The sequence below is a fragment of the Propionivibrio limicola genome (genome assembly GCF_009469695.1).
Taxonomy (GTDB): Bacteria; Pseudomonadota; Gammaproteobacteria; order Burkholderiales; family Rhodocyclaceae; genus Propionivibrio; species Propionivibrio limicola.
The window spans coordinates 13,105-35,071 of record NZ_SSSR01000019.1 but is presented as its reverse complement, the minus strand read 5'-3'; the positions used below and the strand labels follow the sequence as shown (position 1 = coordinate 35,071).

Here is a 21,967-nt window from a genome sequence, read left to right as displayed (position 1 = left end):
GCAACCGTCAAAAAAGCGAACCACCAAGTCACCAAGGGCACAAAGAAGCACCAAGAAAAGCAAAAAAACTTGCGGCGTTTTTCTTGGTGAAACTTGGTGTTCTTGGTGACTTGGTGGTGAAAAAACCGCGGGAAAACCGTCAGATCACGCCTGGCCGTGCAGCAGGCGGTCGAGTTCGACGAGGCTGTCGATGAAGCGGACACGGTCCGCCAATTCGGCCGGCAGGCCCGGTTGCGGATGCAATGAGAAGACCTGCATCCCGGCCGCCAAGCCGGCCTGCACGCCGGGCAGGCTGTCTTCGATGACGGCGCAGCGGGCCGGTTCGACGCCGAGCGCCGCCGCTGCGTGCAAAAAAAGCCCCGGATCGGGCTTGAAGCTGCCGACCTCGTAGGCGCTGAAAATTCGGTCGCTGACCAGCGGCCACAGGCCGCACTGGCCGAGCGTCAATTCCATCTTTTCGCGCGGGCCGTTCGACGCCACGCAAAAGGGAATCTGCAAACGCCGTAGCAAGTCGAAAGCGCCGGGCAGCGGATCAAGCCCCTCCCGAAAACGCACCGTCATAGCGGCACGCACCTGCTTGGTAAAGCCGTCCTCAAAATCGTTCGGCTTGTTCGCCAGACGCTCGCCAACGACCCCGGCGCACCACATCATGCGTTTGCCACGGAAGCGGGCATGGATCTCATCGCGCTCAATCGCTGCCCCGATTTTGACGGCTTCGGCATGCAGGACGTCGAGTCCCGGTGTCTCGCTATCAACCAGCGTACCGTCGCAATCGAAGATCACGGCGGCGATGTCGTGCGTCATCGCACTCTCCTCTTTTCTCATTCTTTCGGCGCCACGGCGGAACCAAAGCAGCAAAGAATGCCTGAAAAAATGGCCAGTCGGAACTGGCCATTCGATCTTTTTCGCTGCCAAACGCCAAGCAAACGCTTAGCTGGCCTCGACCTTGCGGCCGTTGAGCGGCTGCACCGGACGGTGCATTCATCGGGTAAAGCTTCTGGAACGCCTTCAACTGCGCCTTGGAGATAACGACTGGCGTCTTCAGCACTTGCCATTGCACGCCTTCCGAACACGGCGGCGTGGTCAGCGAACCGACGAAGGAATAGTACGACTGCTCGGCCGGCATCCCCGCCAACCGCGAGTGGCCCCGGCCAGGCCTCCGGGCTCTCTTTGGGTGCGCGGCTCCCCGCGAACGGGGAACCAGCGGCCAGAGAAAGCCAGGACCGGCCTCGTTACTTCTTCAGACTGTCGCGGATCTCGCGCAACAGCAGAACATCTTCCGGCGTCACCGGCTCGGGCGCCGGGGCGGCGGGCGCCTCTTTGCGCAAGCGGTTCATCTGTTTGATCATCATGAAGATGATGAAGGCCAGAATGATGAAATTGACGAGGATCGTGATGAAATTGCCGTAGGCGAACACCGGCACCTGCGCTTTCTTGAGTGCATCAAGGGTCATCGCCGTACCCGGCGGCACATCGCCGAGCACGAAAAAGAGCCCGGAGAAGTCGAGCTTGCCGCCCATGATCCAGGCGATGAAAGGCATGATCAAATCACCGACGACCGAATCGACGATCTTGCCGAAGGCGCCACCGATGATCACGCCGACCGCGAGATCCATGACGTTACCCTTAATGGCAAATTCCCTGAATTCCGTAACGAGGCTCATGTTTTTCTCCTTGTGGATTGAAAACTACCGACAACTAAAAACGGCGGATTCAAACATTCAAACCCGCCGCAGCTTCTCGCCGGCTGCCGCCAGCGTCGACTCCTGCTTGGCAAAACAGAAACGAATCACCCGGTGATCACGCCCGTTCTCGTAAAAGACCGAGACCGGGATCGCCGCCACCCCAATCTCGCGCGTCAGCCATTCGGCGAACGCGCGGTCGGGCAAATCCGAGATCGCGTCGTAGCGCGCCAGCTGGAAATAGGTGCCGCGGCACGGCAGCAACTCGAAGCGGGAACCCTGCAACTGGGCGCGGAAGAAATCGCGCTTGCGCTCGTAGAACGCGCCCAGTCCGAGATGACGGGAAGCATCGCGCATGTACTCGGCAATGCCGAGTTGGCACGGCGTATTGACCGAGAACACGTTGAACTGATGCACCTTGCGGAATTCGGTCATCAGCTCGGCGCCAGCCAGCACGTAGCCGATCTTCCAGCCGGTGATGTGGTAGGTCTTGCCGAACGAAGAGACGACGAGGCTGCGCGCGGCCAGCTCCGGATGCGCAGCCACGCTGCGGTGCTGGGCGCCGTCGAAGACGATGTGTTCATACACTTCGTCGGACAGGACCACGATATCGGTATTGCGCGTCAGTTCAGCCAGAGCGTCGAGGTCGTTCGCACCGAGCAGGCTGCCGGTCGGGTTGTGCGGCGAGTTGACGATGATCATGCGCGTGCGCGGCGTGATCAGCGAGCGCGCGTGCTCCCAGTCCGGCGTGTAGTCGGGAAAATTGAGCCGGGCATACACCGCCTTGCCGCCCACCGTTTCGATCGACGGCACATAGCTGTCGTAGAACGGCGCAAAGACGATGACTTCGTCGCCCGTGCGCACAAAGGCGGCAATCGAAGTCATCAGCGCCTGCGTCGCCCCGGCCGTTACCGTGACCTCGGTCTCGGCATCGTAATGCACGCCATACAGCGCCTCGACCTTGCCGGAAATGGCGTGGCGCAGTTCGGGCATCCCGGTCATCGGCGCATACTGGTTGCGCCCCTCGCTCATGGCACGCATGGTCGCCTCGAACAGCGACGGGTCGGCCTGAAAATCGGGGAATCCCTGCGACAGGTTGATCGCGCCGCAGTCGGCGGCCAGTTTGGACATGACGGTGAAAATCGTCGTCCCCACCCAGGGGAGCTTGGAATCGATGGCAACGGCGGTCGGAATCATGAATGCAGTCGGCAAGTTGAACGGGAATACCATAATCATCGTACCAGGCCGGCGCGCTGTCTACGCCAACGCATCCGCCAGCGCATCCGTGGTGCCCCGCACTGGCGGAAGAGCCCCATCGCCATTACCATTGCGGCAACTTAAGGAAAAGCCGGCCGCACCCGATATACAACACCATGGAAAACACCTACTCCGACGAGGAAATCGAACGTTGCACGCTGCGCAATCCGCGCGAGATCGTTTTTCAACTCAAGACCCTGATCAAACGCGGCGAGCGTGTCTCCGTCATTTTTCAGGAAGGCCGCCAGACCTTTCTGACCGTGCTCCTCGACGTTTCCGAAAAGAACAACCGGCTCTACTTCGACATCGGCGGCAGCAACGAGATCAACCAAGCCTTTCTCAAGGCCGAGCAGAGCACCTTCGTGGCCATCGTCGATGGCATACGCCTGCAGTTTTCGGCCAAGGCCGGGCAGGAAGTGAAACTCAACGGCGAGCGCACGCTGGCCGTGCCGATTCCCACCGCCATGCTGCGCCTGCAGCGGCGCGACATGTTTCGCTGCCCGTTACCCAGCACCAAGCCGTACATGTGCCGCATCCCGCGCGAGAATGGCGACGAATCGCACGCCCTGCATGACATTTCCATCGGCGGCATCGGCATTCTGACCTCGCAGGAACTGCGCTACGAGCAGCTCGAAAAGCTCGAAAACTGCCGGATCGACCTGCGCGAGAGCGGTTTTCTCAACGTCACGCTCGAAATCCGCTACGTCACCAACATCGAAAGCCGCACCGGCAAACCGCTCTGGCACATGGGCTGCCGGTTTGTCGATCTCACCCCGGCAAGCGAAGTGCTGATCCAGCGCTTCATGGCGCGCATCGAAGCCGAACGCCGCGCCCTGTCCGCCGACTAAACGCATCGCCACGTTCCACCGGAAGCTCCCGTGAAGGTCAATAACATCCCCACCCGCACCATCCGCCCGGCGGCCGACACCCGCGCCGTCGACATCATCGACCAGACGGCGCTACCGCACGCCTACCGGACGCTGCGCCTCGCCAGCCTCGAAGATGCCGCCCACGCCATCCGCAGCATGCAGGTGCGCGGCGCGCCGCTGATCGGCGTCACCGCCGCCTATGGACTGGCGCTGGCGCTCATGAAAAAGGATGACGAGGCGACGCTGACGTCCGCCGTCGCCACACTCGCCGCCACCCGGCCGACCGCCGTCAATCTGCACTGGGCGCTCCAACGAATGCAGGCTCGCCTGGCTTCCCTGGCCACCGGCGCGCGCGCCACCGCCGCCTGGCAGGAAGCCGCCGCCATCACCGAGGAAGACGCCGAACAATGCCGGCGCATCGGCGAACACGGTCTGGCCCTGTTGCGGCCGCTGGCCGAGAAGCGCGGCCGCCTCGACCTGATGACCCACTGCAACGCTGGCTGGCTGGCCACGGTCGATTACGGCACGGCGCTGTCGCCAATCTACGCCGCCTTCGATGCCGGCATCGACGTGCGCGTCTGGGTGTCCGAAACCCGGCCGCGCAACCAGGGATTGCTGACGGCGTGGGAACTCAAGCAGCATGGCGTACCGCACACGCTGATCGCCGACAATGCCGCCGGACTGCTGCTGGCGCGCGGCGAGGTGGACGCGGTGATCGTCGGCGCCGACCGCATCGCCGCCAACGGCGACGTCGCCAACAAGGTCGGCACCTACCTGAAAGCGCTCGCCGCCCGCGAAGCCAACGTGCCTTTCTACGTCGCCGCCCCGCGCTCGACGATCGACTTCGCCTGCCCGAGCGGCGACGCGATCCCGATCGAGGAGCGCCACGGCGATGAAGTGCGCGTTGTGCACGGTGTCGACGGGAGCGGTGCAGCCGGACAGGTTCGCCAACTCCCGGCCGAGGAGGCGGTCGCCAACCCGGCGTTCGATGTCACACCGGCCCGCTTCGTCAGCGCCCTCATTACCGAACGCGGCACGTGCCCGGCGAGCGACGCCGGTTTGCGCAACCTGTACCCGGAAGCCGGCCATGCCTGAGCTTCGCCAGCAGTTGATCGACACGGCCCGCCGCATGGCCCCGGCCGGGCTCAATCGCGGCACCGCCGGCAACGTCAGCGTGCGTGCCATCGAAAACGGCGAATCTGGTTACCTGATCACGCCGACCGGCATGGCCTACGAAGCGTTGACGCCGGCCGACATCGTCTTCATGCGCATGGACGGCACGCCGGTCGGCCCGCGCCAGCCTTCTTCCGAATGGCGCTTTCACCACGACATCTACGCCGCCCGCGCGGACGCCGGCGCCATCCTGCACGCACACGCGCCGTTTGCCACCAGCCTCGCCTGCCTGCGCCGCGACATTCCGCCCTTTCACTACATGATCGCCCGCTTCGGCGGCGACACGATCCGCTGCGCCGACTACGCCACGTTCGGCACGCAGGAGCTTTCCGACCACGCCCTCACCGCGCTGCGCGACCGCTGCGCCTGCCTGCTCGCCAACCACGGTCTGCTCGTCTTCGGGCACGACCTTGAACAGGCGCTGGCGCTAGGCGTCGAACTCGAAGAACTCTGCGAGCAGTACTGGCGCGCCTGCCAGCTCGGCGCGCCGGTGCTGCTCGACAACGAAGAAATGGCCATCGTGCTCGCGAAATTCGCCGGCTACGGCCAACAGGACCCCACATCATGATCCGCATCAACGAACTCCGCCTGCCGCTCGACCACGCGCCGGAGGCCTTGCCTGCCGCCGTTGCCCAGCGCCTCGGCATCGCCGAACAGGCCATCCGCCAGCTGACCGTCTTCAAGCGCAGCCACGACGCGCGCAAGAAATCGGCCCTGCTGTTCATCTACACGATCGATGTCGAGGTCGATAACGAATCGGCTCTGCTGCGCCAGTTCGCCGACGACACGAAAATCGGCCCGGCACCGGACACGAGCTACCACTTCGTCACGCAGGCGCCGGCGAATCTCAAGATCCGCCCGGTCGTCGTCGGCTTCGGCCCGGCCGGCATCTTCGCCGCGCTGGTGCTGGCGCAGATGGGCTTCAAGCCGATCGTGCTCGAACGCGGCAAGGCGGTGCGCGAGCGCACCAAGGACACGTGGAAGCTGTGGCGCGAGAACCAGCTCAATCCGGAATCGAACGTGCAGTTCGGCGAAGGCGGTGCCGGTACGTTCTCCGACGGCAAGCTGTACAGTCAGGTGAAAGACCCGCGCTTTCTCGGGCGCAAGGTGCTGACCGAATTCGTCAAAGCCGGCGCGCCGGAGGAAATTCTCTACCTCGCGCATCCACACATCGGCACCTTCCGCCTCGTCAGCATGGTCGAGCGCATGCGCCACGAGATCGAATCGCTGGGCGGCGAAATCCGTTTCGAAAGCCGCGTCACCGGACTGCAGATCGAAGCGGGGCACGTGCGCGGCGTCACGCTGGCGAATGGCGAACAGATTGCCACCGACCACGTCGTGCTGGCGCTCGGCCACAGCGCGCGCGATACCTTCGCCATGCTGCATGAAGCCGGCGTGTTCATGGAGGCCAAGCCGTTCGCCGTCGGCTTTCGCATCGAGCACCCGCAAACGCTGATCGACAAGGCGCGGCACGGCCCGAACGCCGGCAACCCGCTGCTCGGCGCCGCCGATTACAAGCTCGTCTATCACGCCAGCAACGGGCGCGCCGTGTATAGCTTCTGCATGTGTCCGGGCGGACAGGTCGTCGCCGCCACCTCGGAACCGAACTGCGTCGTCACCAACGGCATGAGCCAGTATTCGCGCGCCGAACGCAACGCCAACGCCGGCCTCGTCGTCAATATCTCGCCGGAAGACTTCGGCGGCACGAACAATCCGCTCGCCGGCATCGCCTTCCAGCGCCAGCTCGAAGCGCACGCCTTCGAACTCGGCGGCGGCACGTATGAAGCGCCGGGCCAGCTCGTCGGCGACTTCCTGGCCGGCCGCCCATCGACGCAACTCGGCGCGGTGACTCCCTCCTACCAGCCCGGAGTGCACCTGACCGATCTGGCGACCGCTCTGCCGGACTTTGCCATCGCCGCCATCCGCGAGGCGATTCCGGCTTTCGACCGGCAGATTCGCGGCTTCGCGCTGACCGATGCCGTCCTGACCGGCGTCGAGACGCGCACCTCGTCGCCGTTGCGCCTCACCCGGGGCGAGGACTTGCAGAGCCTGAACGTGAAGGGGCTCTATCCGGCCGGCGAAGGCGCGGGCTACGCGGGCGGCATTCTCTCCGCGGGAATCGACGGCATCCGGGTGGCAGAAGCGGTGGCCCTTGGCATCACCCAAGCAACGCCGTAACGGCGGGCGGTTGACCTTTTTCGGTACAATTCGGCCTTCCCGCCGTCCTACTGGAGTCATGTTGTGTCCTCCCCCGCCGATCTTCTCAAGGCGATTCGCACCGGCAAGCTACCGGAAGTCATCGCCGCGCTCGACGCGGGTGCCGGCAGCGAACTGAATGACGAAAGCGGCCATCCCGGCCTGCCCATCGCCATGGCGTGCTTCATGGGCCATAGCGAGATCGTGCGCGAACTCATCCTGCGTGGCGCCCACGTCAACTTCCCCGACAACAGCGTCGCCGCCTCGCCGCTGTCGATGGCCATCCGCGGCAAAAGGCAGGAAGTCATCAAGGTGCTGATCGAGAACGGCGCCGTCGTGCCGCCCGGCGCGGACACTGGTCTCAGCGAAAGCGAACTGATGCTGGCCCGCTGGCGCGCCCAACATTTCGGTCCGGGAAGCAAGCTGGATAGCGACGCGCCCCCCGTCATCGAAGAAATCAACGTTGACGGCGGCTGCTATGGCACCGACACCAACATCCTCGACACCGAGATGCAACTCGCTGATCGGCTCATGCGCAAGAAGCAAGCGCGATAGTCCAAGGTCGCCCGATGAACACTGAAAGTCTCCAGTTGCTCGTGACGCGCACGATGCCGTTCGGCAAATACAAGGGACGCCTGCTGGCCGACCTTCCCGGCCACTACCTCAACTGGTTCGCCCGCGAAGGCTTCCCGCCCGGCGAGCTCGGCCGCCTGCTGGCGTTGATGCACGAACTCGACCACAACGGCCTCGCGTCGCTGCTCGACCCATTGCGCCAAGCGCGGTAAATTTCCCGCCCTGCTTCATCAGCGGCGCTCGAGCGCCGCGATGACGTCGCGCAGACCTTGCAGCGAGACCGGCTTGAGCAGCACGCCGTCGAAGCCATGCGCCAGAAAACGCTGCACATCGGCCGACAACGCATGCGCGGTGTAGGCCACGATGGCCAGGCCAGCGAAATCGGGATCCGCGCGCAGACGACGGCAGACTTCCTCTCCGTTGAGATCGGGCATGCTGATGTCGAGCAGCACGAGGTCGACGGGCGGATGACTGGCCAGCCAGTCGAGCGCACTCACTCCGCCGCCGACGGAAGCCGCCTCCCAGCCAAGCTTTGCCAGAAGGGCCACAGCCAGCTTGCTATTGACCGGAATGTCATCCACCACCAAGGCCCGCTTGATCGACTCGTTCGTCATTTCTCAGTACCTCTCTCGTGTGCCGGCAGGATGACGAAGAAGGTGGAACCGGCGCCCACGATCGATTCGACGCCGATTTCCCCGTCCATGTGTTCGACCAATTCCTTAGCCAGCGTCAGCCCAAGGCCGGTGCCGTCGTGGGTGCGCGTGGCGAAGGACTCGCCCTGCCGGAATTTCTCGAAGATGAGCGTCAGGTCCTCCAACCGGATTCCCGGACCGGTATCGCTCACTTCGATGCGGACGCGCGAACAACCGTTCGCCGATCCGTCCGTTTCGCCGTTGCCGGGCACGCCGAATGCGCGCACGGTGACGCCGCCTTGCGCTGTGAATTTGAGCGCGTTGCTGAGCAGATTGTGCATCACCTGACGCAGGCGGACCGGGTCGGCAAACACTTGCGCCGGCACGCCATCCGCCACCAGTTCAAGCCTCAGCCCTTTCTTCAGGGCATGGCCATTTTGCAGCGCAACGACTTCGCGCAGAAAGTCCGGCAGATCGAACGGCTCCGGATCGAAATCGAGCCGCCCGGCTTCGATCTTGGCCAGATCAAGCACGTCCGTCACCAATTCGAGCAAGTGCTCGCCACTCGTCCGGATATGCCGCGCGTAATCCTGTTGTTCGGGGTCCTTGAGCTCGTTTTCGAGCAACTCGGCAAAGCCGAGAATGCCGTTGAGCGGCGTACGCAGTTCGTGCGACATGTTGGCCAGAAACTCGCCCTTCAGACTGTTGGCCGCCTCGGCGGCTTTTCTCGCCTCGTCAAGGCGGGCGAAGGAATGCTGCACTTCATCGGCCATCAAATTGAAGGCCCGCGCCAGGTTGCCCAGTTCGTCACGGCTGCGCACCGGCAGCCGGTGCCCGAGATCGCCCTCGCGGAAGCGCCGAACGCCGCCATCCATTTGGGTAATACGCCCGGTCAACACATTCGCCATCCAGATGGCGATAACGATAACGAGCGCGATCATCACCAGCGTCGACGAGACAAGACCGATCGCCGTTGCGCTCAAATGACTGCCGATCGCGTCAAGCAACCCCTCGCGCTCCTGCCGGAGTTTGTCGTCGGCGGCGTCGATCAGGGCGTCGATGCGCTTGCCCGATTCGTTGGCCGCCTTATGGAAATCGTCGACGTTGGCACCGATTGTGACGTAGCCGAAACCGCGCTTGCTCGCTCCGTAATCGCCCGTGTAGTACGGAATGGCCGCCGCCGTCGTCAGCTTCCACAAACCGGAAAAGAAGATCACGAAGGAGCCCGAGCCGCCATGTTCGGTCAGTGCGTCCCAGCCATGGCATTGCGGCGAATGATTGAGATAGCGGCAATCGAGTCCGACGCTGCCGGAACGGCTCGACTCCGGCGACGGCTTGCGTTTGAGCGATTGCTCGCGGAAAGGCGGAATCCCGCGCGAAAAGGCCGCCCATGACTGGCCGCTGGCCTTCCATTCGTTCCACAACTGCTCGTCCATCCACGGCGGTGCCGGCTCTCCGGTTTCGGGATCGTAGCCGGCGATGAAATAGTCGCGCGGATGGGCGATCGCCCGGCTCTGATGATCCCAGATGAAGGCGTAGTTGCCCGAACCGGGGTCGGCAATCGGCGCAAAGCGCTCCGGCGTTGGCCGCACGCCGTTGGTAAAGGCCATCAGATGTGCATGGTCAAGGGCGAGCGTCACGTAGCCAATGATCTTTCCCTCCTTGGCAACCGGCGTCGCCCAGCGGGCGATGCCGCGAAACCTTTTGCCAAGCGGATTTTCCAGACCGGCATACCCCGAATTCTCGGGCACAAACGGCCTCCCCATTTCGTCTGCCTTGGCCTTCGTGTAGGGGCCGATCCAGTCGGTGCGGACGTACGGGCCGATCACTTCGGAAACGTAGATCTCGCCGGGCTTCAGTTTCGTCAGAGCCGGCCAGTAGTTTTCCGCCTTGATGAACGTATTCTCGCGCCGGCTGATGTTGCGCAAGCCCGGCTTGAGGAGATCGCCGTTCTGCACCTTCACCTTTTCCTGGCCGCCCGGATCGACAAAGGTCATTTCGAGAAACAGCGGCGCCAATACGCGTGCACCGTAGTTTTCCGGAGAGCGCGCATGGAAGTCCTTGGCGTTGTCCGGCAACGGCGGGCGAACCGGGTTCTCGGCCGCGAAAGGTGACTCTGGCTGCCATCCCTTGCCGTCAGGAGAGGGAGCGTACTTGCCATGCACGTAGAGCGAACGGACGTGGCTCGCCATGAAGCGGCGGTATTCCGCCTCCGACGGAGCGAGATTGGCCGCCGCCAATACATCCCGATCCCGCTCGTAAAGGAAATCGGCCACCTGCCGGGCGAGGCTCGTCGTCAACGCTTCAATCGCCTCGCGCGAACGCTCGTCGAGCGCGCGGACGGCGTCGTCGACCGCCATTTTTCCGGTCTTGCGCTGCGCCTCGCGCATCGCATCGGCCATCTCGACGCCTTGCGCAGACACGCCCGCCCCCAGATTGCGGGCCGACTGCCACGCATATCCGGCAAGCAAGACAAGCGGCACAACTTTGATCGCCACGAAAATAACGATCAACTTGCCGCGAATCCCCATCGTGTCGAAAAACCGCCGGAACAGCCCGCCCCCCAGCATCGCCCCCGCCTTTTTTGAGATTTATTTTGTCCGCATCATACGCCTTCCCGCCCCGAAAACGCCGGCTTAACCGCGTTGCGGATGGGCGAAAAAAAGCCCTGCCATGAAGACAGGGCCTGGCGCACTTTTTTGTGCAGCGATCGGATTACTTGTAATCGCCCCAGTTGATGTTGCGCATGTCGCCGGTCTTCAAGAAGTGGCGGTGCATGGCGAAACCGAGTTCCAGCGACATCGGCTCATGGCAACCGGCTTCAATCAGCTTGAGGTAGTCATACAGCTGCTCGCGGTAGTCCGGGTGGGCACAGTTGTCGATGAGGACTTTCGCGCGCTCGTACGGATCCTTGCCGCGCAGGTCGGCCACGCCCTGTTCGGTCACGACGATATTGACCGAGTGCTCGCTGTGGTCCATGTGCGTGGCCAGCGGCACGATCGCCGAAATCATGCCGTTCTTGGCCGTCGACGGGCACGAGAAGATCGACATATAGGCGTTGCGGGTGAAGTCGCCCGAACCGCCGATACCGTTCATCAGCGTCTTGCCCATGACGTGCGTTGAGTTCACGTTGCCGGCGATGTCGACTTCAATCGCCGTGTTCATCGACACGATGCCGAGGCGGCGCACGATTTCCGGATGGTTCGATATTTCCTGCGGACGCAGGAGAACGCGGTTGCGGAAGAAGTCGATGTTGCCGGTGACGTTCTTCATCATTTCGGGGCTCAGCGTCAGCGCGCAGGTCGAGGCGAACTTGCAGCGGCCGTTTTCGAGCAGCGGCACGACGGAGTCCTGCAGCACTTCGGTGTACATCTCGAACGGCGGGATTTCGGTGCTGCGCCCCAACGCGGCGAGCACGGCGTTGGCGATGTTGCCGACACCCGATTGCAGCGGCAGGAACTGCGGCGGAATGCGGCCGGCACGCATTTCGGCAACGAGGAAGTCGGCGACGTTCTGACCAATCTTGTCGGTCACCGGCGTCGATTCGTCGAAGGCACCGCTTTCGTCAGCCTGGTTGGTCAGCACAACGCCGACGATCTTTTTCGGATCAACAACGCAGATCGGCGAGCCAACGCGGTCGGATGCGCTGAAGATCGGGATGTCCGTCCGCATCGGAGGATCCTGCGGCTCGAAAATGTCGTGCATGCCGAGCAGCGAGGTCGGGTGATTGGCGTTGAGCTCGATGATGATCTTGTCAGCGAGGCGCATGTAGGTGTTCGAGGCGCCGACCGAGGTGGTCAGCACGATACCGCCACCGGCCGTGATGTCACAGGCTTCGACGACCGCCCAGTTGATCTTGCCGAGGGCGCCGTAACGAGCGCTCTGCGGCACCATCGACAGGTGCATGTCGAAGAATTTCACGTTGCCGACGTTGATCTGCTTGCGCAAGGTCGCGTTGCCTTGGTACGGAGTGCGGAAGCTGATCGCCTCGGCTTCGGCCAGCGCGCCGTCGAGCGATTTACCGGTGGAGGCACCGGTCAGCACGCCGACCTTGAACGGACGGCCGGCTTCATGCTCGCGCCGTGCCCGTTTTGCCAAAGCGACGGGGACAGCTTTCGCCGCGCCCGCCGCCGTAAATCCGCTGAAGCCGATGTTCTGGCCGTTCTGGATGAGTTCCGCCGCTTCTTCGGCGGTAAGAATCGGGAAAGGTAGCGACATTTCGGGAATGACTCCTCGTTGATGATTGAAAAGCTGGGATTGCACCGTCAAAACGGCACAAAAAAACATTTGATCTGACGCAATGCCGGAATACGGAAGCCATCCACCGCGACCTTCCGGAACCGGGCCGCAACCACCGAAAATTCACGGCGTGCAAGGAAAAAACAAGCGCGGATTATCCTCCCGCGGTGCACCTCAGTCAAACCAACGCATGAGCAAAACACAGAAGATTCGGGCATGACTGCAAGCCACTCGACGAGCAGCCGCCATCACCGCACCGCCCTTCTCCGCGACAGACGCGGTAGACTTTGGGCCCATCCTCTCCTTGGAGCCTGTTTTGACTGCTGTTGTACTTTTCCAGCCGGAAATCCCGCCCAATACCGGCAACGTCATTCGCCTTTGCGCCAACACGGGCACGGAACTGCATCTGGTGGAACCGCTCGGCTTCCGCTGGGAAGATCGTTCGCTGAAGCGCGCCGGCCTCGATTACCATGAATTTGCCCGCGTCTTCCGCCATCCGAATTGGGACACCTGCAAATCGGCGCTCGCCAACCGCCGCTTCTTCGCGGTAACGACGCGGGGCGGAGAGCGTTACGACGCCGTTCGCTTCCTCCCCGATGACGTGCTGGTCTTTGGCCGGGAAACGAGTGGCTTACCCGCTGAGGTCATGGCCGAGTTCCCCGAAGAGCGCCGCCTGCGCCTTCCCATGCTACCGGGGCAGCGCAGCCTGAATCTATCGAACGCTGTCGCTGTCACGGTGTTCGAGACGTGGCGACAAGCCGGGTTTGCCGGCGGCGTGTAGCAAGGGCGGAATGGAGTCTTGGCACGGGGACAAATCGAGAAGGACGAAGCCCCTCCCGGAAACGGGAGCGACCGCTCCCGGCAACAACAGGTGGGTCAGAGTGCTTCGTCCCTGGGATCGCGGCTCAGCAACTTTTCGACCGCCAGTACGGCCGGTTCGTCGCGATAGAGAATGGCTTCGACCGCCTGCGTAATCGGCATCTCGATCCCCAGCTCGGCCGCCAGACGCGCCACTTCGCGAGCCGTGCCGACGCCCTCGGCGACGTGGCCGAGTTCGGCAAGGATTTCCGGCAATTTCTTGCCAGCCGCCAGCGCCAGGCCGACACGCCGGTTCCGCGACAAATCACCGGTACACGTCAGGACGAGGTCGCCCATGCCGGCCAAGCCAAGGAAAGTTCCCGGCTGCCCGCCCAACGCAACACCGAGCCGGGCAATCTCGGCCAGGCCACGGGTCATCAAGGCGGCACGAGCGTTCAGCCCGAAGCCGAGGCCATCGCAAATACCAGTGGCGATCGCCATGACGTTTTTGACGGCGCCCCCGACCTCGGCCCCGATCAAATCCTCGTTCGCGTAGATGCGCATGCGCGGGCTGTGCAGTTCGCGCGCCATGCGGCGAGCAAACTCAACGTCGCGAGAAGCAAGCGTGATCGCCATCGGCAGCCCCTTGGCCACCTCTTCCGCGAAGCTGGGTCCGGTCAGAACGCCGCTACACACATCCGCGCCAAGTTCTTCCGCGACGATCTGATGCGGAAACTTGGCCGTCCCCGCCTCCAGCCCCTTGCACACCCAGATGACAGGGACAGGCTGGCAGGATTCACGAAGGCGCTGCAAAGTCGCGCGAAACCCCGCCAGTGGCGCGGCCACCATAACGAGATCGGCGCCATCGACAGCCGCCTCGAAAGCCGTTCCGATCTGCAGGTTGGCCGGCAGGGGGAAGCCGGGCAGGAAGCGCCGGTTTTCACGCAACGAAAGCATTTCCTGCGTAACGTCGGATTCGCGCGTCCACAGCGTTACCCGGTGTTTGGCGCTGAAGGCGATTGCCAGCGCCGTTCCCCAGGCCCCTGCGGCCAAGACGGTGAGCCGCACGCTCAAATCCCCCAGACCTGGTTGGCGCGAACGAATCCCGATTGACCGCCGGGGTGACGGACCTTGACCCAGCCACCGGGAACGGACTCAAGATACTCGAGCGCAACGTTCTTTTCCGCCTCGAAGACCAGCGGTGCGGCTTCTTCGGCTTTCTGCCGAATCTGGGCGCGACTGGCACTGACGAGCACGGTACGCTTCTCGGACAGGTAGGTCTTCTCGACCCAGGACAGACCGCCGTCCGCATCACGAACCTTGGACCACCCCTCAAGGCTGACCACGACTTCAACCGGGGTGTCGCGCTTGATCACGAAGAGCTTGTTACCCTTCTGGGACGGGGTATCGAAAAGCACGGTCGCGGCATTGACCGAACGGTACTCGCCCGCCAGCGCCGCCGCGGAGAAAACAGCCACGCCCGCGACAAAGAAGCAGCGACAAACGCAAGACAGCCAGGATTTCATCGTATACCTGCTTTACTGGGGAGTCGCCTCGGCCTGCTGCTGTTGGGCGCGGGCCGCGTAAAGCGCTTCGAAGTTGACCGGTTGCAGGATGACCGGCATGAACCCGGCCCGGCTGACCGACTCGGAAACGACTTCGCGCGCATAGGGGAAGAGGATGTTCGGGCAGGCGATCGACAACAGGGGTTCGAGGTTCTCGGCCGGCACGTTGCGCACGCGGAAGATGCCCGACTGGCTTACTTCGACGAGGAACATGGTTTTTTCGCCCACCTTTGCCGTCACCGTGACAGTCAGAACCACCTCGTAGGCATCGTCACCCAGATTCTGCGCCGCCGTCTGCAACTGGATACCAATTTCCGGATTTGCATGCTCGGCGAAAACGGCCGGGGCATTGGGCACTTCCAGCGACAGATCCTTGACGTAGAGTTTTTCGATGGCAAACGAAGGGGCTTGTTGTTCAGTCATGATTGGGATTTTCTTTTATTAAGGGTTGAAATAAAGGCAAAACACAGGGCCAGGCGGTCATTCCGACTGACCTGACAACATGGGAACAAGCTCGCCCGCACGATCGAGTGCGATAAGATCGTCGCACCCGCCAACGTGCCGCTCCCCGATGAATATTTGCGGTACGGTCCTACGTCCGGTCTTTTCCATCATTTCGGCACGCCGCTCAGGATCGAGATCAATCCGCACTTTCTCGACCCCGGTCACGCCGCGTTCAAGCAGCAGCTTCTCGGCACGAACGCAAAACGGACAGACCGCCGTCGAATACATCAGAACATGAGGCTGTTTCATTTACTTCACCCCTTTTTGAGGGGCAAACCCGCTTCGCTCCATGCCTTGACGCCTCCATTGAGACTATAGACGCGCGCAAAACCGAGCTTCTCAAGCTTCTTGCACGCAGCCGCCGAACGGGAACCGTTCTGGCAGACCAGAATCACCGGGCGTTCCTTGAACCTGTCGAGTTCGCCCGCACGCTCATCAAGGCTGGCTTCAGGAATATTACGCGCATCGGCAAGGTGCCCCGCCGCGAAATCACCAGCCTCGCGCACATCGACGACCCGCGCGTTTTCACGATTGATCAGCGTCGTCGCCTCAGTCGGGCTAACGGCATGACGCCCACCGGGACGACGAAAGGAAGAGGAAAAGAGAAGGCCCCCGCTGATGACGGCCATCGCGATATAAATGATGTTTTGTTGAACGAATTCCAAGGAATACTCCAGAACCGCTTTAAAAAAGAAAAACCACCGAAACCTTACGCACACAACGCCCGCTCGGACAGCGGCTGCAGCGTGGCTCTTTGCGGCACTCGCGTCACCAAGACGCCTGTCCTCGACACTCTACTGCAGTAGCAACAACCAGACGCTCGTTAAGGACGAGCGAATCATTATAGAATAATTGCCTTCCCCGGGGGCACCCCTGCCCCTCGGCCCGTCGCTTGAAAACACCCACAGACACCGTGACCCCTACCCACCGGACGCTTGCCAGAGAATCGCTCGCCGCCCTCATGCTACTGGGCGCGCTGCTCGCCTCCAGCCCGGCGTCACCTGCCACCCCGCCCAGCCGGGCCGAAATCAACGAGAAGAAAGACGACCTCAACGAGTTGCGCGAACAGATCCATTCCTTGCGCAAAGAGATCAGCAGCGGGGAGAACAAACGGGCGGGCGCCGCCGATCAGCTTAAAACGATCGAGCAGGACATATCGACCACCCAGCGCACACTGCATGAACTGACGACACAAAAGAACAAGGTCGAAGACAACCTGAGTGACCTGACAAACCAGTCGCACGAACTGGAAACCCGCCTGCACGGACAGCAGCAGCAACTGGAACGGCTCCTCTACCGCCAGTATCTGCAGAGCAACCCGGACTCGTTGCGCTTGCTGCTCAACGGCAACGACCCAAACCAGGTGACGCGCAATCTGTATTATCTATCGACGATCGGCCGCGCACGCAGCGAACTCCTGCACGAAATTCGCCAGTCGCTGGCGCAGAAAAAGGCGCTGCTCGAAAACACCAAAACACGTGCGGAAGAATTGATCGAGATCGAAAAGCGGCAAAAAGAACAACACGCCAAGCTCGTGACCCAGCGGGAGCAACGGAAAAACCTGCTCAGCAGCCTGTCGGCCAAACTTTCCGAACAACGAAAGGAAATCGGCAATCTTCGGCGCGACGAAAAACGGCTCTCGCAACTCATCGACAGGCTAACCAAGTTAAGCGCCGCCAAACCCGCACCACGCAAGGAGCCTCCACAATCCGCTCCGCCAGAAAGAACAAAGCCACAAGCCAAGCTAGCCCCCGACATCCAGAACGACACGGTGCCGCAACCGGGCCCCGCCGGCAATTTTGCGCGCCTGAAAGGCGAATTGCGGCTACCGGCCCGCGGCGCTGTCAGCAACCGATTCGGCACGCCCCGGCAAGAGGGCAGTACGTGGCGCGGCCTGTTCATCCGCGCCGGCACCGGCGGCGACGTCAAAGCCATCGCCGCCGGACGCGTGGTATTTTCCGAATGGATGCGCGGCTTCGGCAATCTGCTGATTGTCGATCACGGCAACAGTTTCCTGTCGATTTACGGCAACAATGACGCCTTGTTCAAACACGTCGGCGATGAAGTGCGCGGCGGCGACACCATAGCCGCCGTAGGCAACAGCGGTGGCAATCCGGAATCCGGTTTATACTTTGAAATTCGTCACCAGGGAAAACCCGTTGACCCCATGCAGTGGGTCCGCCTGAAGTGACATCGTGCTGGAGCAAACGTAATGAGTAAGTGGAAGCAGGCCGGACTGGTATGCGCCGGGCTGGTAGGCGGAATTCTGATCAGCTTGCAGTTCTCGGCCATGGCCGAGAAGGAAACACGCGCCAATCTTCCGATTGAAGAGTTGCGTACGTTTGCCGAGGTATTCGGCGCCATCAAACAAGGCTATGTTGAGCCGATCGAAGACAAAAAGCTGATCACGCACGCGATCAGCGGCATGCTCTCCAATCTCGACCCCCACTCTTCCTATCTCGACGCAGACGCCTACAAGGACTTGCAGGTCGGCACGCAGGGCGAATTTGGCGGTCTGGGCATCGAGGTCGGCATGGAAGACGGCTTGGTCAAGGTCATTTCACCGATCGAGGACACGCCGGCCGACCGCGCCGGCATCAAACCGGGCGACCTGATCTTCAAGCTCGACGACACCCTGGTCAAGGGCCTGACCTTGAGCGATGCGGTCAAGCGCATGCGCGGCAAGCCAAAGACCCAGATCAAGCTATCCATTCTGCGCAAGGGCGAAGCGAAGCCGCTGGAAATCACGCTCACGCGCGAAATCATCAAGGTCCAAAGCGTCAAATCGAAGCTGGTCGAACCAGGATACGGCTATCTGCGAATCACCTCATTCCAGGAAAATACCGCGCCGTCCGTCGCCAAGCACCTGACAGACCTCTACAAATCCGGGCAGCTCAAGGGACTGGTCCTGGATCTGCGCAACGATCCGGGCGGTCTGCTGAACTCGGCGATCGGCGTCTCGGCCTCTTTCCTGCCGCCGCGAACGCTGGTCACCTCGACCGACGGCCGAACGCCGGATGCGAAGCACCAGTTCTATACCGACTCGACCGACTATCTGCGCGGCAACCGTGACGATTTCATCAAAACGCTGCCCACCGAAACACGCAAGGTACCGATGGTCGTGCTGATCAACGGCGGCTCGGCGTCGGCCTCCGAGATCGTGGCCGGCGCACTGCAGGACCACAAGCGCGCCGTCATCATGGGCACCACCAGCTTTGGCAAGGGCTCGGTACAGACGGTCCTGCCCCTCCCCGGCAACGCGGCGATCAAGCTCACTACGGCGCGCTATTTCACACCGTCTGGCCGCTCGATCCAGGCCAAGGGAATCGTTCCCGACATCGTCGTCGAAGAAAATGCCAACGGCACATCATTAGTCCGCTTGCGTGAAGCCGATCTCGAAAACCATCTTGAGGACAAGCGAGAACCTCACGACAAGGACGCCAGCGGCACACCCAAGCCACAGGGCAAGGCGCCGGCCAAGCCGAAGGGCCAGCCACCCGAGGACGACGCGGAAGACCCGATCGAAAGTAGCCGCGAACTGGCCTCGAAAAAGGACTATCAGCTCAATCAGGCGCTCAACCTGCTCAAGGGCCTGCAGATCATCAGACCCTGACTGAAAACGCGGGAAGAACGCGGTTTCGCCACCGCCCTGTCCGGATGACGACGATGAAACGACTGGCCACGCCGCCCAGACCAGCACCGATCCGCAAGGAACGGACAATCCTGTTCAGCGAATTCCCGCCCGGGCAGACGCAAGAGGCCGCCGATTTTCTCAGCGGCCTGGAGCGTCTGGAGGTCCGCGCCCACCCCGAAGATCGGGCAATCGGCGTCACTTACGACCTGCACGATTACTCGCTCGAAGCCCTGGAAATAGCGCTTATGGACAACGGGTTCCGCCTCGAGTGTTCATTGCTCAACAAAATCGTTCGCGCCTTGATTCATTACGTCGAGGAAACCCAGCTGCACAACCTTGACGCGCCGAACCATCCGCTCAAAAAATCGCAACACGAAGCCTATACGCAAGCCTGGGAACGGCACCCGCACGGCGATCACGACGACACACCACCCGAGTGGCGAGAATACAAATGACGCCAGTCGCGCGAAATGTACACCGAAACGCCGCGCGCCCGAGTTTTTCACATGAACGACGACCAACTACTCCGCTACAGCCGCCACATTCTTCTGAACGAACTCGGCATCGAAGGCCAGACCCGCATTATCGATTCCCGTGTTTTGGTGATCGGCGCCGGCGGGCTGGGCTCGCCAGCAGCGCTTTATCTGGCCTCGGCCGGCGTCGGACACATCACCCTGGCCGATGGCGACACGGTTGACCTGACGAACCTGCAGCGCCAAATTCTGCACACCCATGAACGCATCGGCCTGTCAAAAGCCGTATCGGGGAAAATCGCTCTCGCTGAAGTAAATCCCGAAGTCGTCGTCGACACAGTCGTCGAACGCCTTGAAGGCGAAGAACTCGAACGGCGCATTGCCGCCGCCGATGTCGTGCTCGACTGCTGCGACAACTTCGCCACCCGCCATGCCGTCAATCGCGCCTGCGTCAAGCATCGCACCCCGCTTGTCTCGGGTTCGGCCGTCCGTTTCAGCGGCCAGCTGACCGTCTTCGACCCACGTCGTGAAAACGCCCCCTGCTATCACTGCCTCTTTCCGGAGGGCGAAGATGTCGAGGAAATGCGCTGTTCCGTCACCGGTGTTTTCGCACCACTGACCGGGATCATCGGCGCCACCCAGGCAGCGGAAGCCCTGAAACTGATTGCCGGCACCGGCCAGCCCTGCATCGGCCGCCTGCTCTTGCTTGACGCGCTGACAATGCAATGGCGCAGCGTGGCCTACAGCCGGGACCCGGCGTGCACGGTGTGCGGAGAAACTGTTCAGCCCTGAACTGACGGAACGAATCGCGCCAGAATACGCAGGTCGTCACCAACCATGCGAGCATCGCGGATCGCAAGACGCGATTTGTTTTCAAGCGATTGAAGCGCCGGCAAACCGAACATGCCGCGCGCCACATCACCGAGCAGACAAGGTGCCAGATAAAGCAGCAGTTCGTCGACAAGCCCCGCCGCCACAAGCGCGCCGTTGAGACGAGCGCCGCCTTCGACATGCACTTCGTTGATACCGCGCCGACCTAACTCGCCCAACACGGCCGACAAATCTACCCGCCCATCCGCCGCCGGCAAGCAAACAACCTCGGCGCCACGCGCACGTAGCGCTTCATAGCGCTCCACATCCTCAACGGCCGTCGCCACCAGGAGATTGCCGTCCTCGCACACCTTGGCCACGGGTCGCAATTCGAGCCGGCTATCGAGTACAACTTTCAAGGGCTGACGCTCCGTAGGGAGCCCGCGCACATTGAAGCGGGGATCGTCTTCACGCACCGTGCCGATACCGCTCAGGATGGCGCACGCGCGGGCGCGCCAGCGATGCCCGTCCTGACGGGCTGCCGGGCCGGTAATCCACTGACTGACGCCATTTTCCAACGCGGTCTTGCCATCGAGGCTGGCGGCCAGCTTCAGGCGCACCCAAGGGCGGCCGCACGTCATGCGGGAAACAAAACCGATATTGAGTTCGCGCGCCTCAGACTCCATCAGCCCGCTTTCGGCCACGATGCCGGCCTGTTCCAGCAGCGCCATGCCGCGCCCGGCAACCAGCGGGTTCGGATCCTGCATTGCAGCGACGACGCGCGCCACACGCGCCGCGATCAGCGCTTCGGCACAAGGCGGCGTCCGCCCGTGATGGCTGCACGGCTCCAGCGTCACATAGGCCGTCGCGCCGCATGCCGCCTCACCGGCTGCACGCAGGGCATGCACCTCGGCATGCGCTTCGCCGGCCCGTTCGTGCCAGCCTTCACCGACGACAACGCCGTCCTTGACGAGAACGCACCCCACGCGCGGATTCGGCGATGTGGAATACAGGCCACGCTCGGCCAGGCGGAGCGCCCGCGCCATGAACTCGTGATCGGCGGCGCTAAACATGGGAATCAGGAGCGGCCGCGCTCCGCAACCGGGCGCGTCACTTCGCGCACGAGATCGGAAAACTCGTCGACATCCTCGAAGTTTCTATAGACGGAAGCAAAACGGACGTAGGCGACCTTGTCGATCTTTTTCAGTTCGCGCATGACCATTTCGCCGATTTTCTCGGAGGGGATTTCCCGTTCGCCCTGCGCCAGCAGTTTTTCCTCGATCCGGGCGATTGCCGCATCGACGGCCTCGACCGTCACCGGCCGCTTGCGCAAGGCCAGCCAGAGGCTGGCGGAAAGCTTTTCGCGGCTGAAATCGGCCCGCGAACCGTTTTTCTTGACGACTTGCGGCAAGCGGATTTCGGCCCGTTCGTAAGTCGAAAACCGCTTGTCACAAGCAAGGCAACGGCGACGGCGACGCACGATGTCGCCGTCTTCGTTGACTCGGGTATCTGCAACAGTCGTTTCAGACGCGCCGCAGAAAGGACACTTCATCGCTTATCGG

25 protein-coding genes are annotated in these 21,967 nt (G+C 62.3%); 11 read left to right on the top strand and 14 right to left on the bottom strand.

What is annotated here, in order from left to right; translation table 11 throughout:
- Positions 1–144: 144 nt before the first annotated feature.
- The 4 genes from GH659_RS12100 to GH659_RS12085 all read right to left on the bottom strand — a co-directional run bounded on the left by GH659_RS12100 (position 145) and on the right by GH659_RS12085 (position 2,912).
- Entirely contained in the window at positions 145–804 is a 660-nt protein-coding gene (locus GH659_RS12100; protein ID WP_153111691.1) for an HAD family hydrolase, read from the bottom strand.
- Positions 752–1,126, bottom strand: a complete 375-nt coding sequence (locus GH659_RS15165; protein ID WP_211364225.1) for a carbonic anhydrase family protein — start codon at positions 1,124–1,126, stop codon at positions 752–754. The genes GH659_RS12100 and GH659_RS15165 overlap by 53 nt, the downstream gene beginning before the upstream one ends.
- Before the next feature lie 106 nt (positions 1,127–1,232).
- Positions 1,233–1,664, bottom strand: a complete 432-nt coding sequence (gene mscL, locus GH659_RS12090) for a large conductance mechanosensitive channel protein MscL (protein ID WP_153111689.1) — start codon at positions 1,662–1,664, stop codon at positions 1,233–1,235.
- A gap of 57 nt (positions 1,665–1,721) precedes the next feature.
- Positions 1,722–2,912, bottom strand: coding sequence for a pyridoxal phosphate-dependent aminotransferase (locus GH659_RS12085; protein ID WP_425499995.1), 1,191 nt, complete (start codon positions 2,910–2,912; stop codon positions 1,722–1,724).
- A gap of 143 nt (positions 2,913–3,055) precedes the next feature.
- On the opposite strand from GH659_RS12085, the gene GH659_RS12080 reads away from it, so the two are divergent.
- From GH659_RS12080 to GH659_RS12055, 6 genes are all read left to right on the top strand, one after another.
- A complete protein-coding gene (locus GH659_RS12080; RefSeq protein WP_153111687.1) occupies positions 3,056–3,787 on the top strand; it encodes a flagellar brake protein in 732 nt (243 codons plus the stop codon).
- Between the two features lie 30 nt (positions 3,788–3,817).
- On the top strand, positions 3,818–4,903 hold the full coding sequence (mtnA, locus tag GH659_RS12075) for an S-methyl-5-thioribose-1-phosphate isomerase (RefSeq protein WP_153111686.1): 1,086 nt from the start codon (positions 3,818–3,820) through the stop codon (positions 4,901–4,903).
- A complete protein-coding gene (locus GH659_RS12070; RefSeq protein WP_153111684.1) occupies positions 4,896–5,549 on the top strand; it encodes a class II aldolase/adducin family protein in 654 nt (217 codons plus the stop codon). Before mtnA ends, GH659_RS12070 begins: the two co-directional genes overlap by 8 nt.
- Positions 5,546–7,159, top strand: coding sequence for an NAD(P)/FAD-dependent oxidoreductase (locus GH659_RS12065; RefSeq protein ID WP_153111683.1), 1,614 nt, complete (start codon positions 5,546–5,548; stop codon positions 7,157–7,159). Before GH659_RS12070 ends, GH659_RS12065 begins: the two co-directional genes overlap by 4 nt.
- Before the next feature lie 63 nt (positions 7,160–7,222).
- Positions 7,223–7,732: an ankyrin repeat domain-containing protein gene (locus GH659_RS12060; RefSeq protein ID WP_153111681.1), complete on the top strand. Its 510-nt coding sequence runs from the start codon at positions 7,223–7,225 to the stop codon at positions 7,730–7,732.
- 14 nt (positions 7,733–7,746) lie between these two features.
- On the top strand, positions 7,747–7,962 hold the full coding sequence (locus GH659_RS12055; RefSeq protein ID WP_153111679.1) for a DUF3820 family protein: 216 nt from the start codon (positions 7,747–7,749) through the stop codon (positions 7,960–7,962).
- A gap of 18 nt (positions 7,963–7,980) precedes the next feature.
- Here GH659_RS12055 and GH659_RS12050 read toward each other — a convergent pair whose 3' ends face one another.
- The 3 genes from GH659_RS12050 to GH659_RS12040 form a co-directional block, all read right to left on the bottom strand.
- Positions 7,981–8,364 (bottom strand): response regulator, encoded by a 384-nt coding sequence (locus GH659_RS12050; RefSeq protein ID WP_153111677.1) that lies wholly within the window; start codon positions 8,362–8,364, stop codon positions 7,981–7,983.
- The gene (locus GH659_RS12045) at positions 8,361–10,952 is read right to left on the bottom strand and encodes a sensor histidine kinase (RefSeq protein ID WP_246167833.1); all 2,592 of its coding nucleotides are present in this window, start codon (positions 10,950–10,952) and stop codon (positions 8,361–8,363) included. The genes GH659_RS12050 and GH659_RS12045 overlap by 4 nt, the downstream gene beginning before the upstream one ends.
- Positions 10,953–11,097: 145 nt before the next feature.
- Entirely contained in the window at positions 11,098–12,600 is a 1,503-nt protein-coding gene (locus GH659_RS12040) for a butyryl-CoA:acetate CoA transferase (RefSeq protein WP_153111676.1), read from the bottom strand.
- Between the two features lie 337 nt (positions 12,601–12,937).
- Here GH659_RS12040 and GH659_RS12035 point away from each other — a divergent pair, with 337 nt between their 5' ends.
- Positions 12,938–13,402 carry a tRNA (cytidine(34)-2'-O)-methyltransferase gene (locus tag GH659_RS12035; protein WP_153111674.1) on the top strand — a complete coding sequence of 155 codons (465 nt, stop codon included), beginning with the start codon at positions 12,938–12,940 and terminating at the stop codon, positions 13,400–13,402.
- Between the two features lie 95 nt (positions 13,403–13,497).
- On the opposite strand, the gene GH659_RS12030 is transcribed toward GH659_RS12035, so the two are convergent.
- Genes GH659_RS12030 through GH659_RS12010 form a run of 5 tightly spaced genes read right to left on the bottom strand, consistent with a single transcriptional unit; the run spans position 13,498 to position 16,153 of the window.
- Positions 13,498–14,487, bottom strand: a complete 990-nt coding sequence (locus tag GH659_RS12030; protein ID WP_153111673.1) for an NAD(P)H-dependent glycerol-3-phosphate dehydrogenase — start codon at positions 14,485–14,487, stop codon at positions 13,498–13,500.
- Between the two features lie 2 nt (positions 14,488–14,489).
- A complete protein-coding gene (locus GH659_RS12025) occupies positions 14,490–14,945 on the bottom strand; it encodes an SH3 domain-containing protein (RefSeq protein WP_153111670.1) in 456 nt (151 codons plus the stop codon).
- A gap of 12 nt (positions 14,946–14,957) precedes the next feature.
- Positions 14,958–15,407, bottom strand: a complete 450-nt coding sequence (gene secB / locus GH659_RS12020) for a protein-export chaperone SecB (protein ID WP_153111669.1) — start codon at positions 15,405–15,407, stop codon at positions 14,958–14,960.
- A 57-nt stretch (positions 15,408–15,464) separates the two neighbouring features.
- Positions 15,465–15,737, bottom strand: a complete 273-nt coding sequence (grxC, locus tag GH659_RS12015; protein WP_153111667.1) for a glutaredoxin 3 — start codon at positions 15,735–15,737, stop codon at positions 15,465–15,467.
- A 5-nt stretch (positions 15,738–15,742) separates the two neighbouring features.
- Positions 15,743–16,153 (bottom strand): rhodanese-like domain-containing protein, encoded by a 411-nt coding sequence (locus GH659_RS12010; RefSeq protein ID WP_153111665.1) that lies wholly within the window; start codon positions 16,151–16,153, stop codon positions 15,743–15,745.
- Between the two features lie 227 nt (positions 16,154–16,380).
- Between GH659_RS12010 and GH659_RS12005 the strand changes: the two genes are divergently transcribed.
- The 4 genes from GH659_RS12005 to GH659_RS11990 are packed head-to-tail and all read left to right on the top strand — an operon-like array spanning position 16,381 to position 20,387.
- The gene (locus GH659_RS12005) at positions 16,381–17,679 is read left to right on the top strand and encodes a murein hydrolase activator EnvC family protein (protein ID WP_246167832.1); all 1,299 of its coding nucleotides are present in this window, start codon (positions 16,381–16,383) and stop codon (positions 17,677–17,679) included.
- A 21-nt stretch (positions 17,680–17,700) separates the two neighbouring features.
- Entirely contained in the window at positions 17,701–19,101 is a 1,401-nt protein-coding gene (locus tag GH659_RS12000; RefSeq protein WP_153111663.1) for a S41 family peptidase, read from the top strand.
- A gap of 53 nt (positions 19,102–19,154) precedes the next feature.
- The gene (locus GH659_RS11995; protein WP_153111661.1) at positions 19,155–19,577 is read left to right on the top strand and encodes a hypothetical protein; all 423 of its coding nucleotides are present in this window, start codon (positions 19,155–19,157) and stop codon (positions 19,575–19,577) included.
- Between the two features lie 51 nt (positions 19,578–19,628).
- On the top strand, positions 19,629–20,387 hold the full coding sequence (locus tag GH659_RS11990; RefSeq protein ID WP_153111659.1) for a HesA/MoeB/ThiF family protein: 759 nt from the start codon (positions 19,629–19,631) through the stop codon (positions 20,385–20,387).
- Here GH659_RS11990 and ribD read toward each other — a convergent pair.
- Positions 20,378–21,478 (bottom strand): bifunctional diaminohydroxyphosphoribosylaminopyrimidine deaminase/5-amino-6-(5-phosphoribosylamino)uracil reductase RibD, encoded by a 1,101-nt coding sequence (gene ribD / locus GH659_RS11985; protein ID WP_153111658.1) that lies wholly within the window; start codon positions 21,476–21,478, stop codon positions 20,378–20,380. The genes GH659_RS11990 and ribD overlap by 10 nt on opposite strands.
- A gap of 5 nt (positions 21,479–21,483) precedes the next feature.
- Entirely contained in the window at positions 21,484–21,957 is a 474-nt protein-coding gene (gene nrdR / locus GH659_RS11980; RefSeq protein WP_153111657.1) for a transcriptional regulator NrdR, read from the bottom strand.
- Positions 21,958–21,967 lie beyond the last annotated feature (10 nt).